This window comes from Pseudomonas sp. R38(2017) (assembly GCF_002112395.1).
Classification (GTDB): domain Bacteria; phylum Pseudomonadota; class Gammaproteobacteria; order Pseudomonadales; family Pseudomonadaceae; genus Aquipseudomonas.
The window spans coordinates 133,577-154,677 of record NZ_NEHN01000014.1 but is presented as its reverse complement, the minus strand read 5'-3'; the positions used below and the strand labels follow the sequence as shown (position 1 = coordinate 154,677).

26 protein-coding genes are annotated in these 21,101 nt (G+C 60.5%); 16 read left to right on the top strand and 10 right to left on the bottom strand.

From position 1 onward, the window contains the following. Window positions 1–31 precede the first annotated feature (31 nt). From CAF87_RS27860 to CAF87_RS27830, 7 genes are all read left to right on the top strand, one after another. Window positions 32–1,525 (top strand): acetyl-CoA hydrolase/transferase family protein, encoded by a 1,494-nt coding sequence (locus tag CAF87_RS27860; protein WP_085733819.1) that lies wholly within the window; start codon window positions 32–34, stop codon window positions 1,523–1,525. Window positions 1,526–1,845: 320 nt separating this feature from the next. Beyond that, window positions 1,846–2,061 (top strand): DUF1127 domain-containing protein, encoded by a 216-nt coding sequence (locus CAF87_RS27855; RefSeq protein ID WP_003220409.1) that lies wholly within the window; start codon window positions 1,846–1,848, stop codon window positions 2,059–2,061. A 256-nt stretch (window positions 2,062–2,317) separates the two neighbouring features. Continuing rightward, the gene (locus tag CAF87_RS27850) at window positions 2,318–2,527 is read left to right on the top strand and encodes a DUF1127 domain-containing protein (RefSeq protein ID WP_085733820.1); all 210 of its coding nucleotides are present in this window, start codon (window positions 2,318–2,320) and stop codon (window positions 2,525–2,527) included. A 135-nt stretch (window positions 2,528–2,662) separates the two neighbouring features. Then, window positions 2,663–2,980 (top strand): DUF2388 domain-containing protein, encoded by a 318-nt coding sequence (locus tag CAF87_RS27845; protein ID WP_085713004.1) that lies wholly within the window; start codon window positions 2,663–2,665, stop codon window positions 2,978–2,980. A gap of 107 nt (window positions 2,981–3,087) precedes the next feature. Continuing rightward, on the top strand, window positions 3,088–3,396 hold the full coding sequence (locus tag CAF87_RS27840; RefSeq protein ID WP_085733821.1) for a DUF2388 domain-containing protein: 309 nt from the start codon (window positions 3,088–3,090) through the stop codon (window positions 3,394–3,396). 28 nt (window positions 3,397–3,424) lie between these two features. Then, a complete protein-coding gene (locus CAF87_RS27835) occupies window positions 3,425–3,745 on the top strand; it encodes a DUF2388 domain-containing protein (RefSeq protein ID WP_085733822.1) in 321 nt (106 codons plus the stop codon). Further along, window positions 3,742–5,703, top strand: coding sequence for a DUF4105 domain-containing protein (locus CAF87_RS27830; RefSeq protein WP_085733823.1), 1,962 nt, complete (start codon window positions 3,742–3,744; stop codon window positions 5,701–5,703). The genes CAF87_RS27835 and CAF87_RS27830 overlap by 4 nt, the downstream gene beginning before the upstream one ends. Window positions 5,704–5,772: 69 nt before the next feature. Here CAF87_RS27830 and CAF87_RS27825 read toward each other — a convergent pair whose 3' ends face one another. The 3 genes from CAF87_RS27825 to trpB form a co-directional block, all read right to left on the bottom strand. Continuing rightward, a complete protein-coding gene (locus CAF87_RS27825) occupies window positions 5,773–6,216 on the bottom strand; it encodes an anti-virulence regulator CigR family protein (protein ID WP_085713007.1) in 444 nt (147 codons plus the stop codon). Window positions 6,217–6,336: 120 nt separating this feature from the next. Next, a complete protein-coding gene (trpA, locus tag CAF87_RS27820) occupies window positions 6,337–7,149 on the bottom strand; it encodes a tryptophan synthase subunit alpha (RefSeq protein WP_085713008.1) in 813 nt (270 codons plus the stop codon). Beyond that, window positions 7,149–8,381 (bottom strand): tryptophan synthase subunit beta, encoded by a 1,233-nt coding sequence (gene trpB, locus CAF87_RS27815; protein ID WP_085733824.1) that lies wholly within the window; start codon window positions 8,379–8,381, stop codon window positions 7,149–7,151. The genes trpA and trpB overlap by 1 nt, the downstream gene beginning before the upstream one ends. A 112-nt stretch (window positions 8,382–8,493) precedes the next feature. Here trpB and CAF87_RS27810 point away from each other — a divergent pair, with 112 nt between their 5' ends. Further along, window positions 8,494–9,411 (top strand): LysR family transcriptional regulator, encoded by a 918-nt coding sequence (locus CAF87_RS27810; protein WP_085733825.1) that lies wholly within the window; start codon window positions 8,494–8,496, stop codon window positions 9,409–9,411. On the opposite strand, the gene CAF87_RS27805 is transcribed toward CAF87_RS27810, so the two are convergent. Then, the gene (locus CAF87_RS27805) at window positions 9,384–9,710 is read right to left on the bottom strand and encodes a YqjD family protein (RefSeq protein ID WP_007953918.1); all 327 of its coding nucleotides are present in this window, start codon (window positions 9,708–9,710) and stop codon (window positions 9,384–9,386) included. The two genes, CAF87_RS27810 and CAF87_RS27805, sit on opposite strands and share 28 nt — an antisense overlap. A gap of 156 nt (window positions 9,711–9,866) precedes the next feature. Between CAF87_RS27805 and CAF87_RS27800 the strand changes: the two genes are divergently transcribed. Both CAF87_RS27800 and CAF87_RS27795 read left to right on the top strand, forming a co-directional pair. Next, complete coding sequence (locus CAF87_RS27800) at window positions 9,867–10,082, top strand: dodecin (protein WP_003220389.1); 216 nt, start codon at window positions 9,867–9,869, stop codon at window positions 10,080–10,082. Window positions 10,083–10,210: 128 nt separating this feature from the next. Beyond that, window positions 10,211–10,435, top strand: coding sequence for a DUF1161 domain-containing protein (locus CAF87_RS27795; RefSeq protein ID WP_085713011.1), 225 nt, complete (start codon window positions 10,211–10,213; stop codon window positions 10,433–10,435). Between the two features lie 70 nt (window positions 10,436–10,505). Here the strand turns inward: CAF87_RS27795 and CAF87_RS27790 are convergent, their stop codons facing one another. Then, window positions 10,506–11,513, bottom strand: a complete 1,008-nt coding sequence (locus tag CAF87_RS27790) for an LLM class flavin-dependent oxidoreductase (RefSeq protein WP_085733826.1) — start codon at window positions 11,511–11,513, stop codon at window positions 10,506–10,508. A gap of 243 nt (window positions 11,514–11,756) precedes the next feature. Between CAF87_RS27790 and CAF87_RS27785 the strand changes: the two genes are divergently transcribed. Together CAF87_RS27785 and CAF87_RS27780 are read left to right on the top strand one after the other, a co-directional pair. Continuing rightward, window positions 11,757–12,188, top strand: coding sequence for an OsmC family protein (locus CAF87_RS27785; RefSeq protein ID WP_065260634.1), 432 nt, complete (start codon window positions 11,757–11,759; stop codon window positions 12,186–12,188). 102 nt (window positions 12,189–12,290) lie between these two features. After that, on the top strand, window positions 12,291–12,530 hold the full coding sequence (locus CAF87_RS27780) for a DUF1161 domain-containing protein (protein WP_085733827.1): 240 nt from the start codon (window positions 12,291–12,293) through the stop codon (window positions 12,528–12,530). Window positions 12,531–12,536: 6 nt separating this feature from the next. Here CAF87_RS27780 and CAF87_RS27775 read toward each other — a convergent pair whose 3' ends face one another. Both CAF87_RS27775 and CAF87_RS27770 read right to left on the bottom strand, forming a co-directional pair. Next, window positions 12,537–12,956, bottom strand: coding sequence for a hypothetical protein (locus CAF87_RS27775; protein WP_085733828.1), 420 nt, complete (start codon window positions 12,954–12,956; stop codon window positions 12,537–12,539). 40 nt (window positions 12,957–12,996) lie between these two features. Beyond that, entirely contained in the window at window positions 12,997–13,419 is a 423-nt protein-coding gene (locus CAF87_RS27770) for a hypothetical protein (protein ID WP_085733829.1), read from the bottom strand. Between the two features lie 59 nt (window positions 13,420–13,478). On the opposite strand from CAF87_RS27770, the gene CAF87_RS27765 reads away from it, so the two are divergent. Beyond that, entirely contained in the window at window positions 13,479–14,564 is a 1,086-nt protein-coding gene (locus tag CAF87_RS27765; RefSeq protein WP_085733830.1) for an aminopeptidase, read from the top strand. 3 nt (window positions 14,565–14,567) lie between these two features. Here the strand turns inward: CAF87_RS27765 and CAF87_RS27760 are convergent, their stop codons facing one another. Both CAF87_RS27760 and CAF87_RS27755 read right to left on the bottom strand, forming a co-directional pair. Further along, on the bottom strand, window positions 14,568–15,218 hold the full coding sequence (locus tag CAF87_RS27760; RefSeq protein WP_085733831.1) for an HAD family hydrolase: 651 nt from the start codon (window positions 15,216–15,218) through the stop codon (window positions 14,568–14,570). 28 nt (window positions 15,219–15,246) lie between these two features. Further along, window positions 15,247–15,792 carry a gamma carbonic anhydrase family protein gene (locus tag CAF87_RS27755; RefSeq protein WP_085733832.1) on the bottom strand — a complete coding sequence of 182 codons (546 nt, stop codon included), beginning with the start codon at window positions 15,790–15,792 and terminating at the stop codon, window positions 15,247–15,249. 89 nt (window positions 15,793–15,881) lie between these two features. On the opposite strand from CAF87_RS27755, the gene prlC reads away from it, so the two are divergent. The 3 genes from prlC (at window position 15,882) to CAF87_RS27740 (ending at window position 20,384) form a co-directional block, all read left to right on the top strand. Continuing rightward, window positions 15,882–17,933, top strand: coding sequence for an oligopeptidase A (gene prlC / locus CAF87_RS27750; RefSeq protein WP_085733920.1), 2,052 nt, complete (start codon window positions 15,882–15,884; stop codon window positions 17,931–17,933). After that, window positions 17,930–18,220, top strand: coding sequence for a YheV family putative zinc ribbon protein (locus CAF87_RS27745; RefSeq protein ID WP_007953955.1), 291 nt, complete (start codon window positions 17,930–17,932; stop codon window positions 18,218–18,220). The genes prlC and CAF87_RS27745 overlap by 4 nt, the downstream gene beginning before the upstream one ends. 112 nt (window positions 18,221–18,332) lie before the next feature. Beyond that, the gene (locus CAF87_RS27740) at window positions 18,333–20,384 is read left to right on the top strand and encodes a M3 family metallopeptidase (RefSeq protein WP_085733833.1); all 2,052 of its coding nucleotides are present in this window, start codon (window positions 18,333–18,335) and stop codon (window positions 20,382–20,384) included. On the opposite strand, the gene CAF87_RS27735 is transcribed toward CAF87_RS27740, so the two are convergent. Next, the gene (locus CAF87_RS27735) at window positions 20,371–21,015 is read right to left on the bottom strand and encodes a dual specificity protein phosphatase family protein (RefSeq protein ID WP_085733834.1); all 645 of its coding nucleotides are present in this window, start codon (window positions 21,013–21,015) and stop codon (window positions 20,371–20,373) included. The genes CAF87_RS27740 and CAF87_RS27735 overlap by 14 nt on opposite strands. Between the last annotated feature and the right edge of the window lie 86 nt (window positions 21,016–21,101).

Below are 21,101 nucleotides of genomic sequence, written 5' to 3'. Positions count from 1 at the left end.
TCCTGCTACTCGCTGCCCGAGAAAATAATCCATGTACCGTGACCGTATTCGCCTGCCTTCGTTGTTGGATAAAGTGATGAGCGCCGCCGACGCCGCTGCGCTGATTGAGGACGGCATGACCGTCGGCATGAGCGGCTTCACCCGCGCCGGCGAAGCCAAGGCCGTTCCCCACGCACTGGCCGAGCGAGCCAAGGTCACGCCGCTGAAGATCAGCCTGATGACCGGCGCCAGCCTGGGCAACGACCTCGACAAGCAACTGACCGAGGCCGGTGTACTGTCGCGGCGCATGCCGTTCCAGGTCGACAGCACTTTGCGCAAGGCGATCAACGCCGGCGAAGTGATGTTCATCGACCAGCACCTGTCGGAAACCGTCGAACAACTGCGCAACCAGCAACTGAAGCTGCCGGACATCGCAGTGATCGAAGCCGTGGCCATCACCGAACAGGGCCATATCGTGCCGACCACGTCGGTGGGCAACTCGGCGAGCTTCGCGATCTTCGCCAAACACGTGATCGTCGAGATCAACCTGGCGCACAACGCCAACCTCGAAGGTCTGCATGACATCTATATCCCGACCTATCGCCCGACCCGCACGCCCATCCCGCTGGTAAAGGTCGACGACCGTATCGGCAGCACCGCGATCCCGATCCCGCCGGAGAAGATCGTCGCGATCGTCATCACCCAGCAGCCCGATTCGCCGTCCACCGTGTCTTCGCCGGATGTCGACACCAAAGCCATCGCCGATCACTTGATCACCTTCCTCAAGCAGGAGGTCGATGCCGGACGCATGACCAACAAGCTCGGCCCGTTGCAGGCAGGCATCGGCAACATTGCCAACGCGGTGATGTGCGGACTGATCGATTCGCCGTTCGAAGACTTGACCATGTACTCCGAAGTGCTGCAGGACTCGACCTTCGACCTGATCGATGCCGGCAAGTTGAGCTTCGCCTCGGGCAGTTCGATCACGCTGTCGGAACGGCGCAACAGCGACGTGTTCGGCAATCTGGAGAAGTACAAGGACAAACTGGTGCTGCGCCCGCAGGAGATCTCGAACCATCCGGAAGTGGTTCGTCGCCTGGGCATCATCGGCATCAACACGGCCCTTGAGTTCGACATCTACGGCAACGTCAACTCCACCCACGTCTGCGGTACGCGGATGATGAACGGCATTGGCGGCTCGGGCGACTTCGCACGCAACGCGCACCTGGCGGTGTTCGTGACCAAGTCGATCGCCAAGGGCGGCGCGATTTCCAGCGTAGTGCCGATGGTCAGCCACGTCGACCATACCGAGCATGACGTCGACATCCTGGTGACCGAGGTCGGCCTGGCCGACCTGCGCGGCCTGGCGCCACGGGAACGCGCACGAGTCATCATCGACAACTGTGTGCACCCGGATTACCGCCAGGCACTGAACGACTATTTCGACAAAGCCTGCGCCATTGGCGGCCACACCCCGCATATCCTGCGTGATGCCCTGAGCTGGCACATCAATCTGGAAGAAACCGGACGCATGCTGAAGGCGTAATCCGCACAGATATTCCGCTGGCGCAAACACAGTTTCGCCAGCGGGATTTGAAAACTTCCGATCTCGTCAAAAACTGTACTTCTGTACCGGTCTTTTTCTACGGCTTTTGCCTTCTTCTCTCACCGAATTGAGCAAAAATGCACCAAATAGGCGCAGACAGGTACAGTTTGCGCGATTTTGACCCGTACACCCCCTATAAACAGTTAACTGGTCACTCACAATACAAGTGAACTGTATCTAGAGAGTCTGGCCAAACGAGAGGATCATGGGCACCAGTTAAACCACTACCTGATCCCGCCACAAGCGGAAGGATGTCAACCATGGAACGTACACTCAGTTCCGAACTGTTCTTCGAAGACAAAGCTGCAAAAACCCAGGCTTCCCTGCCTCTGCGCGTTATCGCCAACCTGATGTTGTGGCAGCGCCGCATCTCCAGCCGCCATCAACTGGCTCGTCTGGATTCGCGTCTGCTGGCTGACGCCGGTATCAGCGAAGCACAACGCTACGAAGAGCTCAGCAAGCCGTTCTGGCGCTAAGTAGCGTCGCTGGCTCTGGTCGCCAGACCCACCGCCAGCAACCCGAATTGAACAAACAAGACCCGTCGCGGGAAACCGCGACGGGTCTTGTCGTTTTGGGCTCGGAAAACATGCGATACAGGTGCTTGTATCGCAGACAGGTACAGTTTTACTTAAAAAAAACTGAACCAGTACAATTTTGTCACGGTGTATCTGCCGTGCTCACAGCATTGAGATCAACATGACCTTCCGCCTCCACTGACTTAAGGAAGACGTCATGAATCACTTACAGGATGTTTCAGCAGTTACAGTCGATCGCTCTCCCCGCTACGGCCTTCTATGGCGACTATTCAAAGGCTTCTGGCGAGGCCTGGAGCGCGCCAGAACACGGCGCCTGCTGGCCCAACTCGATGGGCGGGATCTCGCCGATCTCGGCCTCAGCCACGCGGATCGACTGAATGAGCTGGAGAAACCCTTCTGGCGCTAGCACTTTGCCCTCTGTGCGAAACCTCCCACACAGGCCTAATATCCGGGCAGAACGTGGCGAATGCCGTGCGACTGGCGTCTGACTTCCCAGACACCAAGCCACCTCTCAATACGATATTTCCAGAGGAGTTACACCATGTCCCGTCTTCGCCTGCTCAGCGCTGCCGCCCTGCTGGCCGTGGCTGCCAATGCCAGCGCCACCAGCTTCATCGTGACCACCGACGCTGTTGTCGGCGCGCTGAAGTCCTCTTCGGACGCGACTTCCGACGTCAGCTCTTCGCTGCGTGACAACAAAGTCGTGATCGCTGCCCGTGACGATGCTGCCAGCTTCGTTGCCAGCGAAGGCCAGATCCGCGGCGTAAAACTTGAAAGTGCCCTGGACCTCATCCGCCATCAGGCCCCGCAACTGAATGCGACCGACGCACAACTGGCACAAGCCATCCTGGCGATCTGAGCCGACATTGCAGGAAGGGACACGCCAGTCGTGTCCCGATGTTTCGCAGCTGGCTCTAGACCGGGCATTGCGCTAGCCTTGGGGCTCGCTAACAGCTCCTGAGACCCATGCGTTTTTATCAAAATCTGCTTATCCCTTCCGTCCTGGTCACTGCCTGCTGGGCAACGTCGGTCGATGCCTTTGACGTCTCGACGCAAAACACCGTCGTCAGCGGTTACGCCACCAGCATGGTGTCTTCCGCGCCTTTCGACCGTAAACTGTTGTTCGCCGCCCACGACGATGCGGCGGCATTCGTTGCCAGTGACGGCCAATTACGAGGCGCCCAGCTGGAATCCGCACTGCATTACCTGCGTAAATCCCGGCCAAAACTTCATGTAAGCGACCTTGAACTGGCACAGGCAATTCTCGTCCAATAGTTATTCTTGTCCCCTCCGGAGTCGTTCCATGCGTAGCCCGCTGATTGCTGCCACCCTTGGCCTGTTGTTGTTGGCCGATATGGCCCAGGCGCACACCCTGGTAGCCACCAGTAACATCATCGTTCGTGCCTCCCAGCGCACCATCGATTTCACTTCCGACACCACCACGTCGATCCGCGATTCGAAAATCATCCGCGAAGCCCATGACGACGCCGCCAGCTTCGTCGCCAGCAACGGTGATATCCGTGGTGCGCACCTGGAAGCCGCCCTCAACACCTTGCGCACCCGCGTGCCGGAAGCCCGCGACGCCAGTGATCAGGTACTCGCCGAAGCCATCCTCGCATTGTGAAGTCTCTCAGCGCCTGGCTGCTGGCCGGGGCGCTGCTGCTGATCGGCAGCAACGCCCACGCCAGCCTGCAATTACGGCTCAAGACCGACGGTCTGAGTCCTGTCCAACAACAGGCCAGCCAGGCGCTGCTCGATGAAGCGATGCAGAAACTGCCGCCCAGCTTCATCGAACGTCTGGATCGACGCATCGATGTCGGCTGGACCGACGACATGCCCGCCAACGCCTACGGCCAGGCGACACTCGTCTCCGAGCTGGACCTGAACCGCAAACTGCTCGCCAGTCTCACCGACGGCAGCGCGGCCAAACAAAAGACCAGTCGCCCCCACGGCACTGTGCGGCAGGAATTGCTGGCCACGGTGCTGCACGAAATCACCCACATTTATGATCGCGCACGCCTGTGGCCAGCTGCCGAACGCACGCTGATCCAGCGCTGCACCCGCCGCAACAACAGCGCCGGACTGGTCGGCCTGCCGGACGAGTGCCGTGGACAGAACGACCGGCGCTTCACCCTCAGCGATGACCCGCGCCTGCTCGACCTCGCCGGCTGGCAGCAATACGTCGGTCGCCGTGGCGAACGTGAACAGCACAACCGGCAAATCGCCCGCAGCCCGGATCTGTACGAGATCTCCAGTCCGAAGGAATTCGTCGCGGTCAACATGGAGTATTTCCTCCTCGACCCGAGCTATGCGTGCCGCCGGCCTGCGCTGTATCGCTATTACAAGGAACATTTCGGCTGGGCGCCGCCGGAAAAGGACACCTGCGCCAAATCCTTCGCCTTCCTCAATGCCGGCAACGACTTTGCCAAACAGCCGTTAGGCCAGGTCGATCCGGAGCGGGTCTACGCCATCGACTATCTGCTGGCCGAAGCGAACCAGAACTGGGTCAGCCGCTGGGGGCACAGCATGTTGCGCCTGGTGATCTGCGCCCCGGGCCGCCCGCGTGGACCAGACTGCCGACTGGATCTGGACCAGCATCTGGTGCTGTCCTACCGCGCCTTCGTTGGCGATGTGCAGCTGTCGAGCTGGGACGGACTGGTCGGCAAATACCCGTCGCGCCTGTTTGTCCTGCCACTGGCGCAGGTAATCGACGAGTACACCAAGACCGAATTGCGCAGCCTCGCCTCGGTGCCGCTGAACCTGTCTCGCAGCGAGATCGAAGACGTGGTCGGACACGCCGCCGAAATGCACTGGAGCTACGACGGCAACTACTTCTTCCTGTCCAACAACTGCGCGGTGGAGAGCCTGAAACTGCTGCGCAGCGGTAGCAACAATGCCCAACTCACCGGCCTCGACAGCATCATGCCCAACGGCTTGCTGGAAGTGCTCAAGGGCCGGGGGCTGGCGGATACCAGCGTGCTGGACAATCCCAAAGAGGCGTTGCGTCTGGGTTACCGCTTCGACTCGTTCCGTGACCGCTATCAGGCAATGTTTGATGTGCTGAAGAAGCAATTGCCGATCAAGCAGACCAGCGTCGAGGAATGGCTTTCGCTGTCTGCCGAAGAACGTCGGCCATGGTTCGAACGCGCGGACCTGCGCACCAGCGCTGCGTTGCTGCTGTTGGAACAGGCGAGTTTCCGTCGCCAGTTGCTGCTGGCCCAGGATGAGGTCAAGCAACGCTACCTCGGTGCCCGGGAGCTGGAAAACGGCGGAATGGATAAAGCCAACGCGACCTTGCAGCAGATCCTCGCCAACAGCGGCTTCCTCAGTCGCCCGGCGGAATTGCTCGATTCTCGTGGTTACGGCCTGCCGCAACCCAGCGAATTCAGCCGGCTGGAAGCCGAAAGCAGCCAGCGTCAGAAACAGCTACTGGTGCTGAGCGGTGATCTGGACAAGGAAGTGCGTGCACTGCTGGAACCGAAGCGATCGGCAGAGATTGCCGCCAACGAGGCCAACGTGAAACAGATCGGCGAGCATTTGCGCAAACTGCACAAAGCTTCGGGTGGCCTGGAACTGCCCTGAATACAACGGCCCTGAAAAACAAAAGACCGCAGCCTGTGCAAGGCTGCGGTCTTTTTTATTGCCTGCAAATCAATACAGAACACCATCCAGAATCTCGTAGACGATCCCGGTACCGACCGCGATCAACACAATATCGCCACCGGCCCGTCGCCATTCATAGCCCGGATACACCGGCAAACGCCCCAACGCCCGGGGATCCAGCCGCTCACCGTAATAACCGTGTGGCAACGGCCGGCCGCGTTCCAGGCGAATACCCGGAGGTGGTGGTGCACCGCGAACGAAATAGCCGTGGTTGTCACGGATCACCTGGCGTACCGGCCCGAAGTCACGTGGTGGCGGGCCGCCACGGTGGCTGCTTTGCCAGTCATGGTGATCGCCACCGCGATCGTCGTAGTGGCCCTGCTGCGGGCCGCCGTGGTCGTGATCGTCGCGTGGGTCGGCGCTGGCTAGCAGCGGCGTGGCGCTGATCATCAGCACGCCCAGACTGGCAATCAGACGTTTCGGCATTTTCATGGGGTTTCCTCACTGCACTGACAGCAAAAAGGGACTCAGAACGTGATCCTGAACCCCTCGGTCTTGCTTGATTAGTCTGTGCCGCGAGGTGCTAATTCCTCTGTATCAGGAACTTTACCTTCAGCTGACGCGGGCCTTACGCACGCCTTCGGACAGCGCCGAGCACAGGCTCAGCACGCCGTCGATGGCCTGAGCCGGCGTGGTCGCATTGGCGATGTGATCGATCAGCGCCGAGCCCACCACCACGCCATCGGCCAGACGCGCGATGGACGCAGCCTGCTCCGGCGTACGGATACCGAAACCGATGCTGATCGGCAGGTCGGTATGACGACGCAGGCGCGCCACGGCTTCCTCGACGTGTTCCAGAGTCGCCGCACCGGCACCGGTCACCCCGGCGACCGACACGTAGTAAACGAAGCCGGAGCTGCCGTTCAACACTTTCGGCAGACGTGCGTCATCGGTGGTCGGCGTGGTCAGACGGATGAAGTCGATGCCTGCAGCCTGGGCCGGGTCGCACAGCTCCGAGTTGTGCTCCGGCGGCATGTCGACCACGATCAGGCCGTCAACGCCAGCCTCTTTGGCTTCGGCGATGAAGCGCTCGACACCGAACTTGTGGATCGGGTTGAAGTAGCCCATCAGCACCAGCGGCGTGTCGCTGTTGTCCTTGCGGAACTCGCGGACCATTTGCAGGGTTTTGATCAGGTTCTGCTTGGCGCCCAAGGCACGGATGTTCGCCAGTTGAATCGCCGGGCCGTCGGCCATCGGATCGGTGAACGGCATGCCCAGTTCGATCACGTCGGCGCCGGCTTTTGGCAAGCCTTTGAGAATTGCCAGCGAAGTGTCGTAGTCCGGGTCGCCGGCGGTAACGAAGGTCACCAGGGCGGCGCGATTCTGTTCCTTGAGTTCGGCAAAGCGGGTTTGCAGGCGGCTCATCAGTGTTTCTCCTGCTTGGATTGTTCCATGTGGTGCATGACGGTCTGCATGTCTTTGTCGCCGCGACCGGACAGGTTGACCACCATCAGGTGATCCTTCGGCAGCTTCGGTGCGCGTTTGAATACTTCGGCCAGGGCATGGGCGCTTTCCAGTGCCGGGATGATGCCTTCGAGGCGGCAGCACTGGTGGAACGCAGCGAGTGCTTCGTCGTCGGTCACCGAGGTGTACTGAACGCGGCCGATGTCATGCAACCAGGCGTGCTCAGGGCCGATGCCCGGGTAGTCGAGGCCGGCGGAAATCGAGTGGGCGTCGATGATCTGGCCATCGTCGTCCTGCAGCAGGAAGGTGCGGTTGCCGTGCAGCACACCCGGTACGCCACCGTTGAGGCTGGCCGCGTGTTTGCCGGTCTCGATGCCGTAACCGGCGGCTTCGACGCCGATGATCTCGACGCTCTTGTCGTCGAGGAACGGGTGGAACAGGCCCATGGCGTTGGAGCCACCGCCGATGCATGCCACCAGGCTGTCCGGCAGACGACCTTCCTGGGCTTGCAACTGCTCGCGGGTTTCCTTGCCGATCACGGCCTGGAAGTCGCGAACCATTGCAGGGTAAGGGTGCGGACCGGCCACGGTGCCGATCAGGTAGAAAGTGCTGTCGACGTTGGTCACCCAGTCACGCAGCGCTTCGTTCATTGCGTCTTTCAGGGTGCCGGTGCCGGCGACCACCGGGATCACCTCGGCGCCCAGCAGCTTCATGCGGAACACGTTGGCCTGCTGGCGCTCGATGTCGGTGGTGCCCATGTAGATCACGCAGTCCAGGCCGAAACGCGCAGCCACGGTGGCGGTGGCCACGCCGTGCATGCCGGCGCCGGTCTCGGCGATGATACGTTTCTTGCCCATGCGCCGCGCCAGCAAAATCTGGCCGATGCAGTTGTTGATCTTGTGCGCGCCGGTGTGGTTCAGCTCTTCGCGCTTGAGGTAGATCTTGGCGCCACCGCAGAACTCGGTCAGGCGCTCGGCGAAATACAGCGGGCTCGGACGGCCGACGTAGTCGCGCTGGAAGTAGGCCAGTTCCTCTTTGAACGCCGGATCTTCCTTGGCCGCTTCATATTCGCGAGCCAGGTCGAGGATCAACGGCATCAGGGTTTCGGCAACGTAACGGCCGCCGAACGAGCCAAACAGGCCGTTGGCGTCAGGGCCGTTACGCAGATCGGAGGTGTTCGAAGTCTGGGTCATGGTTCGCTCCAGCGGATTTCACGAGAAGACAATGGCGTTCACTCTACCCCTGACCTTCCAGGCTGAAAACCGATAAGATCGCCACAACCTGTCAGGAAAACTCACAGATATCATGAGCCATGACCTTCCCCCGTTGAACGCCCTGCGCGCCTTCGAAGCGACCGCACGGCTGAACAGCGTCAGCCAGGCTGCCGAACAACTGCACGTTACCCACGGCGCTGTTAGCCGACAGCTAAAGGTGCTGGAAGAGCACCTCGGCGTCAGCCTGTTCGTCAAGGATGGTCGCGGCTTGAAACTCACAGATGCCGGCATCCGTCTGCGGGACGCCAGCGGCGAGGCGTTCGACCGCTTGCGCAGCGTCTGCGCCGAACTGACCCAAAGCACCGCCGATGCTCCCTTCGTGCTCGGCTGCTCCGGCAGCTTGCTCGCGCGCTGGTTCATTCCACGACTGGGAAGACTGAATGCCGACCTGCCGGACTTGCGCCTTCACCTGTCGGCCGGAGAAGGCGACCTCGATCCGCGCCGCCCGGGACTCGATGCATTGCTGCTGTTCGCCGAGCCGCCATGGCCGGCGGACATGCAAGTCTACGAGTTGGCTAGCGAACGCATCGGGCCGGTCATGAGCCCGCTGTTCAGCGGTTACGAGCACCTAAGATCAGCACCGCCCGCAGCCTTGCTCGGCGAACCCTTACTGCACACGACTTCACGCCCGCAAGCCTGGCCAAGCTGGGCGCAGCAAAGCGGCGTCGACGCCAAAGCGTTGAAACTGGGACAAGGTTTCGAGCATTTGTACTACTTGCTGGAGGCCGCCGTCGCCGGATTGGGCGTGGCGATTGCGCCGGAGCCCTTGGTGGCCGAGGACTTGAAGGCCGGTCGCCTGGTCGCGCCATGGGGTTTCAGTGAAACCCCGGCGCAACTGGCGTTGTGGCTACCCAAGCGCGCCGCAGACGGGCGCGCCCGGCAATTGGCGCAGTGGCTCAGGAATGAGCTGCGCCAGGCGGATCACTCGCCGCGCTTGAACAGCAAGTAAGCGGCCAGCAGACCCAGCGCACCGACCGCGACACCGGCGGTCGTCCACGGATGTTCCTGCGCGTAATCACGGGTGGCGATCCCGGTTTCGCGAGTTTTGACTTTGACTTCTTCGTAGGCATCGCTGAGCAGGCTGCGCGAATGTTTCAGCGCACTTTCGGCGTTGCCCTTGAGCGCCTTGAGGGTCTTGCGCGACTCGTCCGAAGCGTCGTCTTTCAGGCTTTCCAACGACTTGAGCAGACTCTCGATCTCCGCTTCCATGCTTTGCAACGAGGCTTTGCGTAACGAGGTGTTGGCCATGGTGGCTCTCCTGCATTGGTGATGAGTGGCGTGTGTTGTTTGGGACTTCACGGGTTCTGGAAAGTGCAGAAAATCTGAACTCCGGTTTCTCCCGGCGACCGAAATCAACAGCGCAAATCGCTGCTAGGCTCAATTCCACACGTCAAGGAGATCGCCATGAGTGACCATCACACCTACAAGAAAGTCGAGCTGGTCGGTTCTTCCACCAGCAGCATCGAAGACGCCATCAACAACGCGCTGGCCGAGGCCAACAAGAGCATCAAGCATCTGGAATGGTTTGAAGTGGTCGATACCCGTGGCCACATCAAGGATGGCAAGGCTGCCCACTTTCAAGTGACCCTGAAAGTCGGGTTCCGGATTGCCAGCAGCTGAGTTTGGGCTACGCTTCTGAACTTGCGCGCTGGCCGAATGCCATAGGAATGGCAAAGCGCTACAGGGTGAGCGCATCGGGTAAATGACCTGATGCCCGCCTCTTTTAATCCGACCAGGGAGTGCGACCGATGAAGAAGTTCATATTGGCAGTAGGTTTGTTGAGCCTTGCGGGTGGTGCGTTTGCTGCCGGCAAGCCCTGTGAAGAAGTGAAAGCCGAGATTGCGGCGAAACTGGACGCGAAACACGTCTCCGGTTATTCACTGGAAATCGTCGATAAAGGTGCTGCCGCTGGCGGCAAGGTTGTCGGCAAGTGCGAGGGTGGCACCAAGGAAATCGTCTACAAGCGCGGTTGATCGCGCCTGAAATGCAAAAGCCGACGCAATGCGTCGGCTTTTTTGTACCCGGCTATCTTTTACACAACTATCAGACCTCACCCTTCATCACCTGCGCCAGCAGCTCGTAGGAATGCAGGCGGTCGGTGTGTTCATACAGGTCGCAGGTGAAGATCAGTTCGTCAGCCTGGGTCTGTTCGATCAGCACTTCGAGTTTCGCGCGGACTTTCTGCGGGCTGCCGACCATCGCCAGACCGAGGAAATCACCCACCGCTTCACGCTCGTGGGGCAGCCACAAGCCGTCCATGGTTTTCACCGGCGGACGCTGCACCAGACTTTGCCCACGCATCAGCGCGAGAATTCGCTGGTACACCGAGGTTGCCAGGTAATCGGCTTGCTCGTCGGTGTCGGCAGCCACCAGCGGCACGCCGAGCATCACGTACGGCTTGTCGAGCACCGCCGATGGCCTGAAGTGGTTGCGGTAGACGCGAATCGCCTCGTGCATGAAGCGCGGTGCGAAATGTGAGGCAAAGGCGTAGGGCAAACCGCGCTCGCCGGCCAGTTGCGCACTGAACAGGCTGGAACCCAACAGCCAGATCGGCACATTGGTGCCGGTACCCGGCATCGCAATCACACGTTGATCCGGCGTACGCGGGCCGAGGAAACGCGCCAGTTCGGCCACGTCTTCCGGGAAGTCGTCGGCACTGCCGGAGCGTTCACGGCGCAGGGCTCGGGCGGTCATCTGGTCGGAGCCGGGTGCGCGGCCCAGGCCGAGGTCGATCCGCCCCGGATACAGGCTTTCAAGGGTGCCGAACTGCTCGGCAATCACCAACGGCGCGTGGTTGGGCAGCATCACACCGCCAGAGCCGACACGGATGGTCGACGTGCCGCCGGCCAGGTAACCCAGCAGCACCGATGTGGCGGAACTGGCGATGCCGTCCATATTGTGGTGCTCGGCGACCCAGAACCGGGTGTAGCCGAATTTCTCGACATGCTGCGCCAGATCCAGCGAGTTGCGCAGCGACTGGGCCGGGCTGCCGTTCTCGCGCACCGGAACCAGATCGAGGGTGGAAAACTTTACGTCGGACAGTTGCTTCATGAACCTGCATCTCCGATTGAGGGCGCCGGTTTGTTCCTGACGAACGCAAACCTGCCCAATTCATAAGCGTGTTCTCTGCAATAAGGGCATATACCCGAGTTTCAATAGCCGATCCGAAATTTCCTACTAAAAAAGTCAACGATTCAACCAGGCTGAACTTTGTTCCGGCGTCTATCCTCAGAAGCCTTGCAGGCAAAAACCACAACGGCGCGGCGTTTCGCGCCCGAATTGAAGGAGGCACACATGGCTATCGTGAAGAAGGCATCCGCACATTGGGAAGGTGACCTGAAGACCGGCATCGGCTCGATCTCCACCGAGACCGGCGTCCTGCGGGAAGCGCCCTACGGCTTCAAGGCCCGCTTCGAGGGCGGCAAGGGCACCAACCCGGAAGAACTGATCGGCGCCGCCCATGCCGGCTGTTTCTCCATGGCGTTCTCGATGATCCTCGGCGACGCCGGGCTGAAGGCCGAAAGCATCGATACCCAGGCCGAAGTCACCCTTGATCAGGTTGACGGCGGTTTCGCGATCACTGCAGTGAAGCTGATTCTCAAGGCGAAGATTCCGGGCGCCACCCAGGCGCAGTTCGAAGAACTGAGCAACAAGGCCAAGGAAGGTTGCCCGGTGTCGAAGGTATTGAATGCGAAGATCAGCCTGGATGCGTCGCTGGTCAGCTGATCGACTTGAGCAGAATCAGAACCCGCCAGGCAAAAATGTGGTCGAATAAATGACAGCAGCTTTCGCGCATCGTCGTGCGCACTGCTCCCAGGAGCTTCAACCATGAAACGTTTTGCTTTGGCGGTTATCTGTGGCGTGCTGGCAACTTCGGCCATCGCGGCACCCAAAGATTGCGAAGAACTCAGGAAAGAGATCGAAATCAAGATTCAGGCGAATGCTGTGCCTTCCTACACCTTGGAGATAGTTTCCAAAGAGGAAGCCGAAAAGCACGACGTCGCCATGATCGTCGGCACTTGCGAGAACGGCACCAAGGCCATCATCTACCAGAAGAACGACAGCTGACTGACGCTAGATAGCGCAATAGGTGTCGCGATCCTCGGCGACGATTTCCCGCTTGGCGTTATACAGCCGGGCACTGGGAGTAAACATCAGGGAGCGACCCTCCAGCACGTAACGCTGACCCGCTTCGAAATGGTCGAAGCGGATGGTCAGGTAGCACAGGCGCTCCACAGGGTCGTTCAACATGCCAGCGCCTCCACCGGGTGCCTCGAAATCGAAACGCACCAGCAATTCATGGCTGCCGGGCGTTACCTGGAAAAAACGTCCGTCAGTCAGGCGCTGTTTGTCGAGACGTTCGGCCATCAGCAGTTTTCCGCCCGGGGTCGGCGTCGAAAACTCGACCCAGGCCATGTTGGGGTCGACCGGGGGCATCGGCGTCTGACAACCGGCGAGCACACCGGCAATCAGCAACAGCATTGACTTGCGCATGATGAATGTCCGTGGATTCGGACATCCAGCATAACGCCGATCAGGTGCGCTGACAGCCCGCCGGTTTGCCCTGACCGACTACATTTTTCTGTTGGTCATAGAGCTTGGCCCACGGCCGGAATCCGATATAGCCCGCCTGGAGCTGATAGCGCTGGCCGGCGTTGAAGTCCGTGAATTTCAGGCTCAACTGGCAATCGCGCCACAGAGGCTCGGCGTCCGGGCCGATGTTGGTCGCCTCCACCGGAAACTGGTAGCGCACCTTAAGTTCATGACTGCCAGGCTGTACTTCGAAGTAACGTTTGTCGACGGCGGCCTTCCTGTCGACTTCCAGCGCTTGCAGCGCCGTGTCCTGTTGCCGGGCGTCCAGATCGATCCAGGCTTGCGTGGGGTCAGGCGAAGGCATTCCGAATCCGGCACAACCGGCCAGCGTCAGCAGGCCTCCCGTCAGTATCAAGATGCGCATGGCGAAGCTCCAATGGGCGGGATAGTCTTGCGATCAGACTTTCCAGGGATGTTTTTATTGTGATCAGGCCGTTTCCAAGCCTTGGGTTACTTGATCGCGTTTTGCGGGTTTTGTTTCCGGGTGCGTTGTTTTTGTTGCTCAACGGTTGCTCCAGCATCAGCTACTACAGCCAACTGGCCAGCGGTCAACTGCAATTGCTGCGGGCGCGAGAGCCGGTGGCCGAGGTGATTGCCGACCCGAACCGCGACGCAACACTGCGCGCCCACCTGGCCCAGGCACAAAAGGCCCGGGATTTCGCCAGCCAACACCTGCACCTGCCGGATAACCAGAGCTATCGCCTGTACGCCGACATCCACCGGCCGTACGTGGTGTGGAACGTGTTCGCCACCCCGGAGTTTTCCCTGAGTCCGCAGAACCATTGCTTCCCGATTGCCGGCTGCGTGGCCTATCGCGGCTACTACAGCCAGAGTGCGGCGCGGGGTGAGGCAGCGATTCAGCGCCTGCAAGGCATGGATGTGTCGATTGGTGGCGTCGAAGCCTATTCGACCCTGGGCTGGTTCAACGACCCGATCCTCAATTCGATGATGGGCTGGGGCGACGAGCGCTTGGCCACGCTGATCTTCCATGAGCTGGGCCATCAGCGTTTCTATGTGAAGGACGACACCGAGTTCAACGAGTCCTACGCCACCTTTGTCGAGCAGGAAGGCACCCGGCAGTGGCGGGCGTTTCGTGGCTTGCCGCCAGAGAACGATGCCCAGATCAAACGTCGCGACCAGTTCATTCAACTGATCCTCGATACCCGTGCCCGGCTGGAAAAGCTGTACACACAACAGATGCCCGTCGAGCAGATGCGCGAACGCAAGACTGCCGAGTTCGAACGGTTTCGCCGGGACTATCGGGAGATGCGCGACAGCCAGTGGGCCGGGGACAAGCGTTATGACGCCTGGGTCAATGCGCCGTTGAACAATGCGCGATTGTTGCCGTTCGGGTTGTATGACCAGTGGGTGCCGGCGTTTGCTGCCCTGTTCAGGCAGGTGGGCGGGGATTGGCAGAAGTTCTATGCACAGGTGGAAAAACTCGGCGGATTGCCGACTGACAAGCGAAAGACAGCCCTGCGTGAGCTGGCCGCCGTTCGCTCCGACTGACGGTCAGCGCTGCAAAAACGCCTGATGCAACTCGGCCAGGGTTTCGAAGTGGTAGGCCGGCGCCTCGGCGCTCAGCTCTTCATGACTACCGAAGCCATAACCCACGGCTGCCGCATCCAGACCATTGCTGCGGGCGCCGATCAGGTCGTGTTTACGGTCACCGATCATCAGCGTGCTGGCCGGATCCAGCCCTTCTGCTGACATCAGGTGGGCAATCAGCTCGACCTTGTTGGTGCGGGTGCCGTCCAGTTCGCTGCCGTAGATCACCTTGAAGTGTCTGGCGAAATCGAAGTGCCGGGCGATTTCCCGGGCGAACACCCACGGCTTCGACGTCGCGATGTACAGCTGCCGGCCCTGGCTGCCCAAGGTTTCCAGCAACGGTGTGACGCCCTCGAAAACTCGGTTCTCGTAAAGGCCGGTGACCTTGAAGCGCTCGCGATAGAAATTCACCGCCTCCCAGGCCTTGGCTTCATCGAAACCATAAAACTGCATGAACGCCTGCAACAGCGGCGGACCGATGAAGTGTTCCAGTTTGGTCAGGTCCGGCTCATCGATACCGAGTTTGCTCAAAGCAAACTGGATGGAGCGGGTGATGCCCTCACGCGGGTCGGTGAGAGTGCCATCGAGGTCGAACAGTACAGTCTGGTAATGCATGAAAAATCCCGGGCAATAGAGAGAAAAATCAGAGCTGGTCGTAGCCTTCAGCCAGATGCAGATCCTTGAGCTTCACGTAGTTCGCCGCGCTGTAGGTGAAAAAGGCGTTTTCCTTGTCGGTCAAAGGGCGAACCTGTTTCACCGGGCTGCCCACGTACAGAAAGCCGCTTTCCAGGCGTTTACCCGGTGGCACCAGGCTGCCGGCGCCGATGATCACGTCGTCCTCGACCACCGCACCGTCCATGACGATGCTGCCCATGCCGATCAGCACGCGGTTGCCGACGGTGCAGCCATGCAGCATGACCTTGTGGGCGATGGTCACGTCATCGCCGATCAGCAGCGGGAAACCGTCCGGGTTGAACGGGCCGGCGTGGGTGATGTGCAACACGCAACCATCCTGCACGCTGGTGCGCGCACCGATGCGGATGCGGTGCATGTCGCCACGGATCACCGTCAACGGCCACACGGAGCTGTCTTCGCCGATTTCGACGTCGCCGATCACCACCGCCGAGCCGTCGACAAAAGCGCCTTGGCTCAAGCGTGGGGTGTGATTCTGGTACTTGCGAAGGGACACGATTAGTTCTCTCTCTGTCGCCGATAGCTGCGGTGGGTGTCGATTGTAATTAAGATGGGCGCATGTTTCTTCCAGCCAAGGTGCCAACCGTGAGCGTGAACAACCCTCTTCTGCAGTCCTACGACCTGCCGCCGTTCTCCGCGATCCGTGCCGAACACGTGCAGCCGGCCATCGAAACCATCCTGGCCGAAAACCGCGCAGCCATCGCCGAAATCCTCAAGACCCAAGGCCAGAACCCGACCTGGGCCGGGCTGGTGCTGGCGATGGACGAGCTCAATGATCGCCTGGGCGCTGCCTGGAGCCCGGTCAGTCACCTCAATGCCGTGTGCAACAGCGCCGAACTGCGTGAAGCCTACGAGTCGTGCCTGCCGGCCTTGAGCGCCTACTCCACCGAGATGGGCCAGAACCGCGAGCTGTTCCAGGCCTATGAAGCCCTGGCCAATAGCCCGGAAGCCGCCGGTTTCGACGTGGCGCAGAAAACCATTCTGGAACACGCCCTGCGTGATTTCCGCCTGTCGGGTATCGACTTGCCGGAAGCCGAGCAGAAGCGCTACGCCGAAGTGCAGAGCAAGCTGTCCGAGCTGGGCAGCCGCTTCTCCAACCAGTTGCTCGACGCCACTCAGGACTGGACCAAGCACCTGACCGACGAAGCCGCCCTCGCCGGCCTGACCGATTCGGCCAAGGCGCAGATGGCCGCTGCGGCACAGGCCAAAGGCCTCGACGGCTGGCTGATCACCCTGGAATTCCCGAGCTACTACGCGGTGATGACCTACGCCCAGGACCGTGCGCTGCGTGAAGAAGTCTACGCCGCCTACTGCACCCGTGCGTCGGATCAAGGCCCGAACGCCGGCCAGAACGACAACGGCCCGGTGATGGGCGAAATCCTCGACCTGCGTCAGGAGCTGGCAAAACTGCTCGGTTTCTCCAGCTTCTCCGAGCTGAGCCTGGCGACCAAGATGGCCGAGTCCAGCGATCAGGTGCTGAGCTTCCTGCGTGATCTGGCCAAGCGCAGCAAACCTTTTGCCGCCCAGGACCTGCAACAGCTCAAGGCTTATGCCGCCGAACAAGGCTGCGCCGATCTGCAAAGCTGGGACAGCGGTTTCTACGGGGAAAAACTCCGTGAACAACGCTACAGCGTCGCCCAGGAAACCCTGCGCGCCTACTTCCCGATCGACAAGGTACTGGGCGGCCTGTTCGCCATCGTTCAGCGTCTGTACGGCATCGAAATCGCCGAACTGAAAGGCTTCGACACCTGGCATCCGGACGTGCGCCTGTTCGAGATCAAGGAAAACGGCCAGCGCGTCGGCCGCTTCTTCTTCGACCTCTACGCCCGCGCCAACAAGCGCGGCGGTGCCTGGATGGACGGCGCCCGCGACCGTCGCCGCACCATCGACGGCGTGCTGCAAAGCCCGGTGGCCAACCTGGTGTGCAACTTCACCCCGGCCGACAGCGGCAAGCCTGCGCTGCTGACCCACGATGAAGTCACCACCCTGTTCCACGAATTCGGCCACGGCCTGCATCACCTGCTGACCCGCGTCGAACATGCCGGCGTATCCGGCATCAACGGCGTAGCGTGGGACGCGGTCGAGCTGCCGAGCCAGTTCATGGAAAACTGGTGCTGGGAGCCGGAAGGCCTGGCGCTGATCTCCGGCCACTACGAAACCGGCGAGCCATTGCCGCAGGATCTGCTGGAAAAAATGCTCGCGGCGAAGAACTTCCAGTCCGGCCTGATGATGGTGCGCCAGCTGGAATTCTCGCTGTTCGACTTCGAACTGCACGCCACCCACGGCGATGGCCGCAGCGTTGCGCAGGTGCTGGAAGGTGTGCGAGATGAAGTCTCGGTAATGCGACCACCGGCTTACAACCGCTTCCCGAACAGCTTTGCGCACATCTTTGCCGGCGGTTACGCGGCGGGTTACTACAGCTACAAGTGGGCGGAAGTGCTGTCGGCGGACGCCTTCTCCAGGTTCGAAGAAGACGGCGTGCTGAATGCCGACACCGGTCGTGCCTTCCGCGAAGCAATCCTGGCCCGCGGCGGCTCGCAGGAGCCGATGGTGCTGTTCGTCGACTTCCGTGGCCGTGAGCCATCGATTGACGCACTCTTGCGCCACAGCGGCCTGAGTGAGGACGCGGCAGCATGAGTGAGGCACCTGTGAAAACGAAAAAACGCTTTATCGCCGGGGCGGTCTGCCCGGCGTGCAGCGAGCCGGACAAGCTGATGATGTGGAGCGAGGACGATGTTCCGCACCGCGAATGCGTGGCGTGCGGCTACAGCGATACGCTCAATGCCCAAGGGTTGTCGGTTCCGAAGGAACTGGGCACGCGGGTCAACACCAGCGCGCTCAAGCCTGCACCGGACAAGACGGTTCAGGCAGTGCAGTTCTTCCCGAACCCGAAGCTGAAGAAAAAGCCCGACGAGCAACACTGATCCGGCACCACCTTCCACCGATTTCCGATGGAAGGTGGTATTGGCTTAACACCTGTCCCCCGCACTTGCTTCGTAGGCTGGCCGTTTCCGCCATGCCTAGAAGGAAGTTGCCGTGCCCGACACCAATCCCCTCCTGCAACACTGGACCCTGCCACCCTGGCCGGATATTCGCGCCGAGCATCTGCTGCCGGCAATCAACAGCATCATTGCCGACAACCGACAAATCATTGCGCAAGTGATTGCCAGTCAGACCGAGCAGCCCGGTTGGGATGATCTGGTGCTGAGCATCGACGAAGCGGATGCCCGTATCGGTGAGTTCCGGTCGATTCTTGAAACACTGTACATGGTCAGATCCGACGATGCCGCGTGGCTAGTGGAAAGTGCCAAAGCGCATCTGGCGATCAATCAGTATCGTTCCGAAAAATCCCTGAACCGCCCTTTGTACGAGGCCTACCAGCGGCTGAAGCAGAGTTCGATCACGACCAGTTTCGATGAGTCGCGCAAAATTGCTCTGGCGCGAGTGCTGCGCAAATTCAAGCAGTCAGGCATTCAACTACCCACCGTGCAGCAGCAGGAACTGGCTCGATTGAATCGCGAGATCGGCGGATTGGAATCCGTGTTTTTGACCCATCTCGAGCGTTGGGCCCAAGCCTGGAGCAAACGTGTCGACGATGTGGCACTGCTCGCAGGCCTGTCCCCGGCGATGAAAGATCGGCTGGCACTCGCCGCGAACGAGGCCGGCCATGACGGCTGGCTGATCCGCCTGAATCAGAACACCTGCAATCACATCCTCAAATACGCCGAGAATCGTGCCCTGCGGGAAGAATGCTGTGTTGCCTACGCGACTCGCGCCTCCGATCAGGGGCCGTTGGCCGGCCGCTTCGATAACGGCCCGGTGCTGACTGCGCTGCTTGCACTGCGCCAACAGAAATCCCGTTTACTCGGCCACGAAAACGCCGCGCAACTGTGTATGGCAAAGGGCATGGCCGGATCGACGGCGTGGGTCAGTGGTTTTCTCCATCGCCAGGTTACTCAATTGGCTCTCACCCTTGAGCAAGACGCACAGCAACTGGCCGCATTCGCCCGGCAATACGGGATCGACCGGGTCCAGCCATGGGATGAAGATTTCCTCGCCGAACAGTGGCGCCAGCAGCAGTTTCCCGGCGCGCTGGATAACCTGCGGGACTATTTCCCGCTCGATGGCACGCTGCGCCGGCTCTGCCTGTTTTGCGAGCACATGTTCGGGATCCGCATCATCGAGCAGAGAGACCGCAGGCACTGGCATGACGATGTACGGCTGCTGGAAATCAGTGAGCACGAGCAAGTCATCGGTTACATCTACCTCGACCCGTTTCACCGCGACAACGCCACGGACTTCCCCGGCACTACTACGTTGCGCAATCGACGGATCAACGCCGAAGGCCGACCGGCGCTACCGATTGCCCTGCTCAGCAGCAACTTCACACCGGCCACTGACGCTCATCCGTGCCGGCTCGAACTCGACGACCTGCGGGTACTTTTTCATGAGTTTGGCCACTGCCTTCAGCACGTACTGACGCGCTCACCTCATCACACCCTGTCCGGCATCCTGCAACTGGGCCATGAGGCAGCGGAATTTTCCGGGCAATTGTTCGAGCAGTGGTGTCAATCGCGGGAGTTTGTGCTGTGGCTCGGCGCGCATTTCCAGACCGGTGAGCGCCTGAGTACCTCACGGGCCGACGCCGCCCTGACCGCCAGTCAGGCTCACGCAAACCGGCAAAAAGCCTTGATGCTGATGGGCGCGATCATCGATTTCGAACTGCACCTGACCCACGGTGATGGGCGCTCAGTCGAAGCAGTTTGCGCCGACGTGCAGAGAACGATGGCTCACCTGAAACTACCGGACGGTCACCGGTTCGCCAATGGTTTCGATTACTTGGTGACCCAATATGACGCGTCGGTTTACGCCTATGTCTGGTCGGGAGCGCTGGCTCAGGAAGCGTTCAAGCGTTTCAGCCGCGACGGGGTGTTCAACGCGCAAACCGGCCGGGCATTGCGCGAAACGTTCTTTGCACCCGGAGCCGGGCGCCCCTTGCTGGAAGCGGTAGAAGCATTCGTCGGCCGGCCGGTTAGTGAAGACCTGAGTGCCGGCCGTGCGACCATCCGGCGGGTTACTTCAGGTTGACGGTCTGAAACCAGCTCTTCATCGAGCAAGTAGCGAACGCACTGGTGCTGCAATCGCCATTGGCCAGCGCGGTACGCAGCTTGTCGACGTCGGCCTGCATCACGTAGCGCACGCCGTCCTTGAAGTGGCCGCTTTCACCGAAACCGCCTTGGGTCATTTCGTTCAGGGCGTCTTCCTTGCTCCAGCCCTGCACCACGATGCGGTACATCGCGGCCATCAGGCCGGTGCGGTCGGAGCCGTGCTTGCAATGCATCAGCACCGGGCCGTTGGCTTCGGCGGTCTGGATCGCACGCAGAGTCTTGAGGACATCGGCGTCATCGACATGATTGGTGCGATACGGCAATTGCACCTGATTGATGCCCGGGGTTTTCAGCCAGCTCGAGTCCGCTTCCGGCAGGAAGTTGATCACCGTGGCCACTTTCAGGTTCTGCAGCAACGGCACGGCACCGGCGTCAGGCAGCGCACTGCGGTAAAGCGTGGGCGACATCTGAAAAAAGTTGTATTTCACTTCGACCGGTTGCGCCCATTCCGGAGGACGAGAAACCGGCGCATCGGCGGCATGGGCCGGGATCGAGCCGAGCAGGGCAAGCAGCGAGAAACAGATCGCGGAGGAAAAACGCTTCAAGGACATGCTGTGTGGTGACCGTGTGGGATTCGTCAGTGAGGGCGGCAGCTTGAGGGTTGTCCAGTCAAATCCCTGTGAGACGTTTGTCAAAG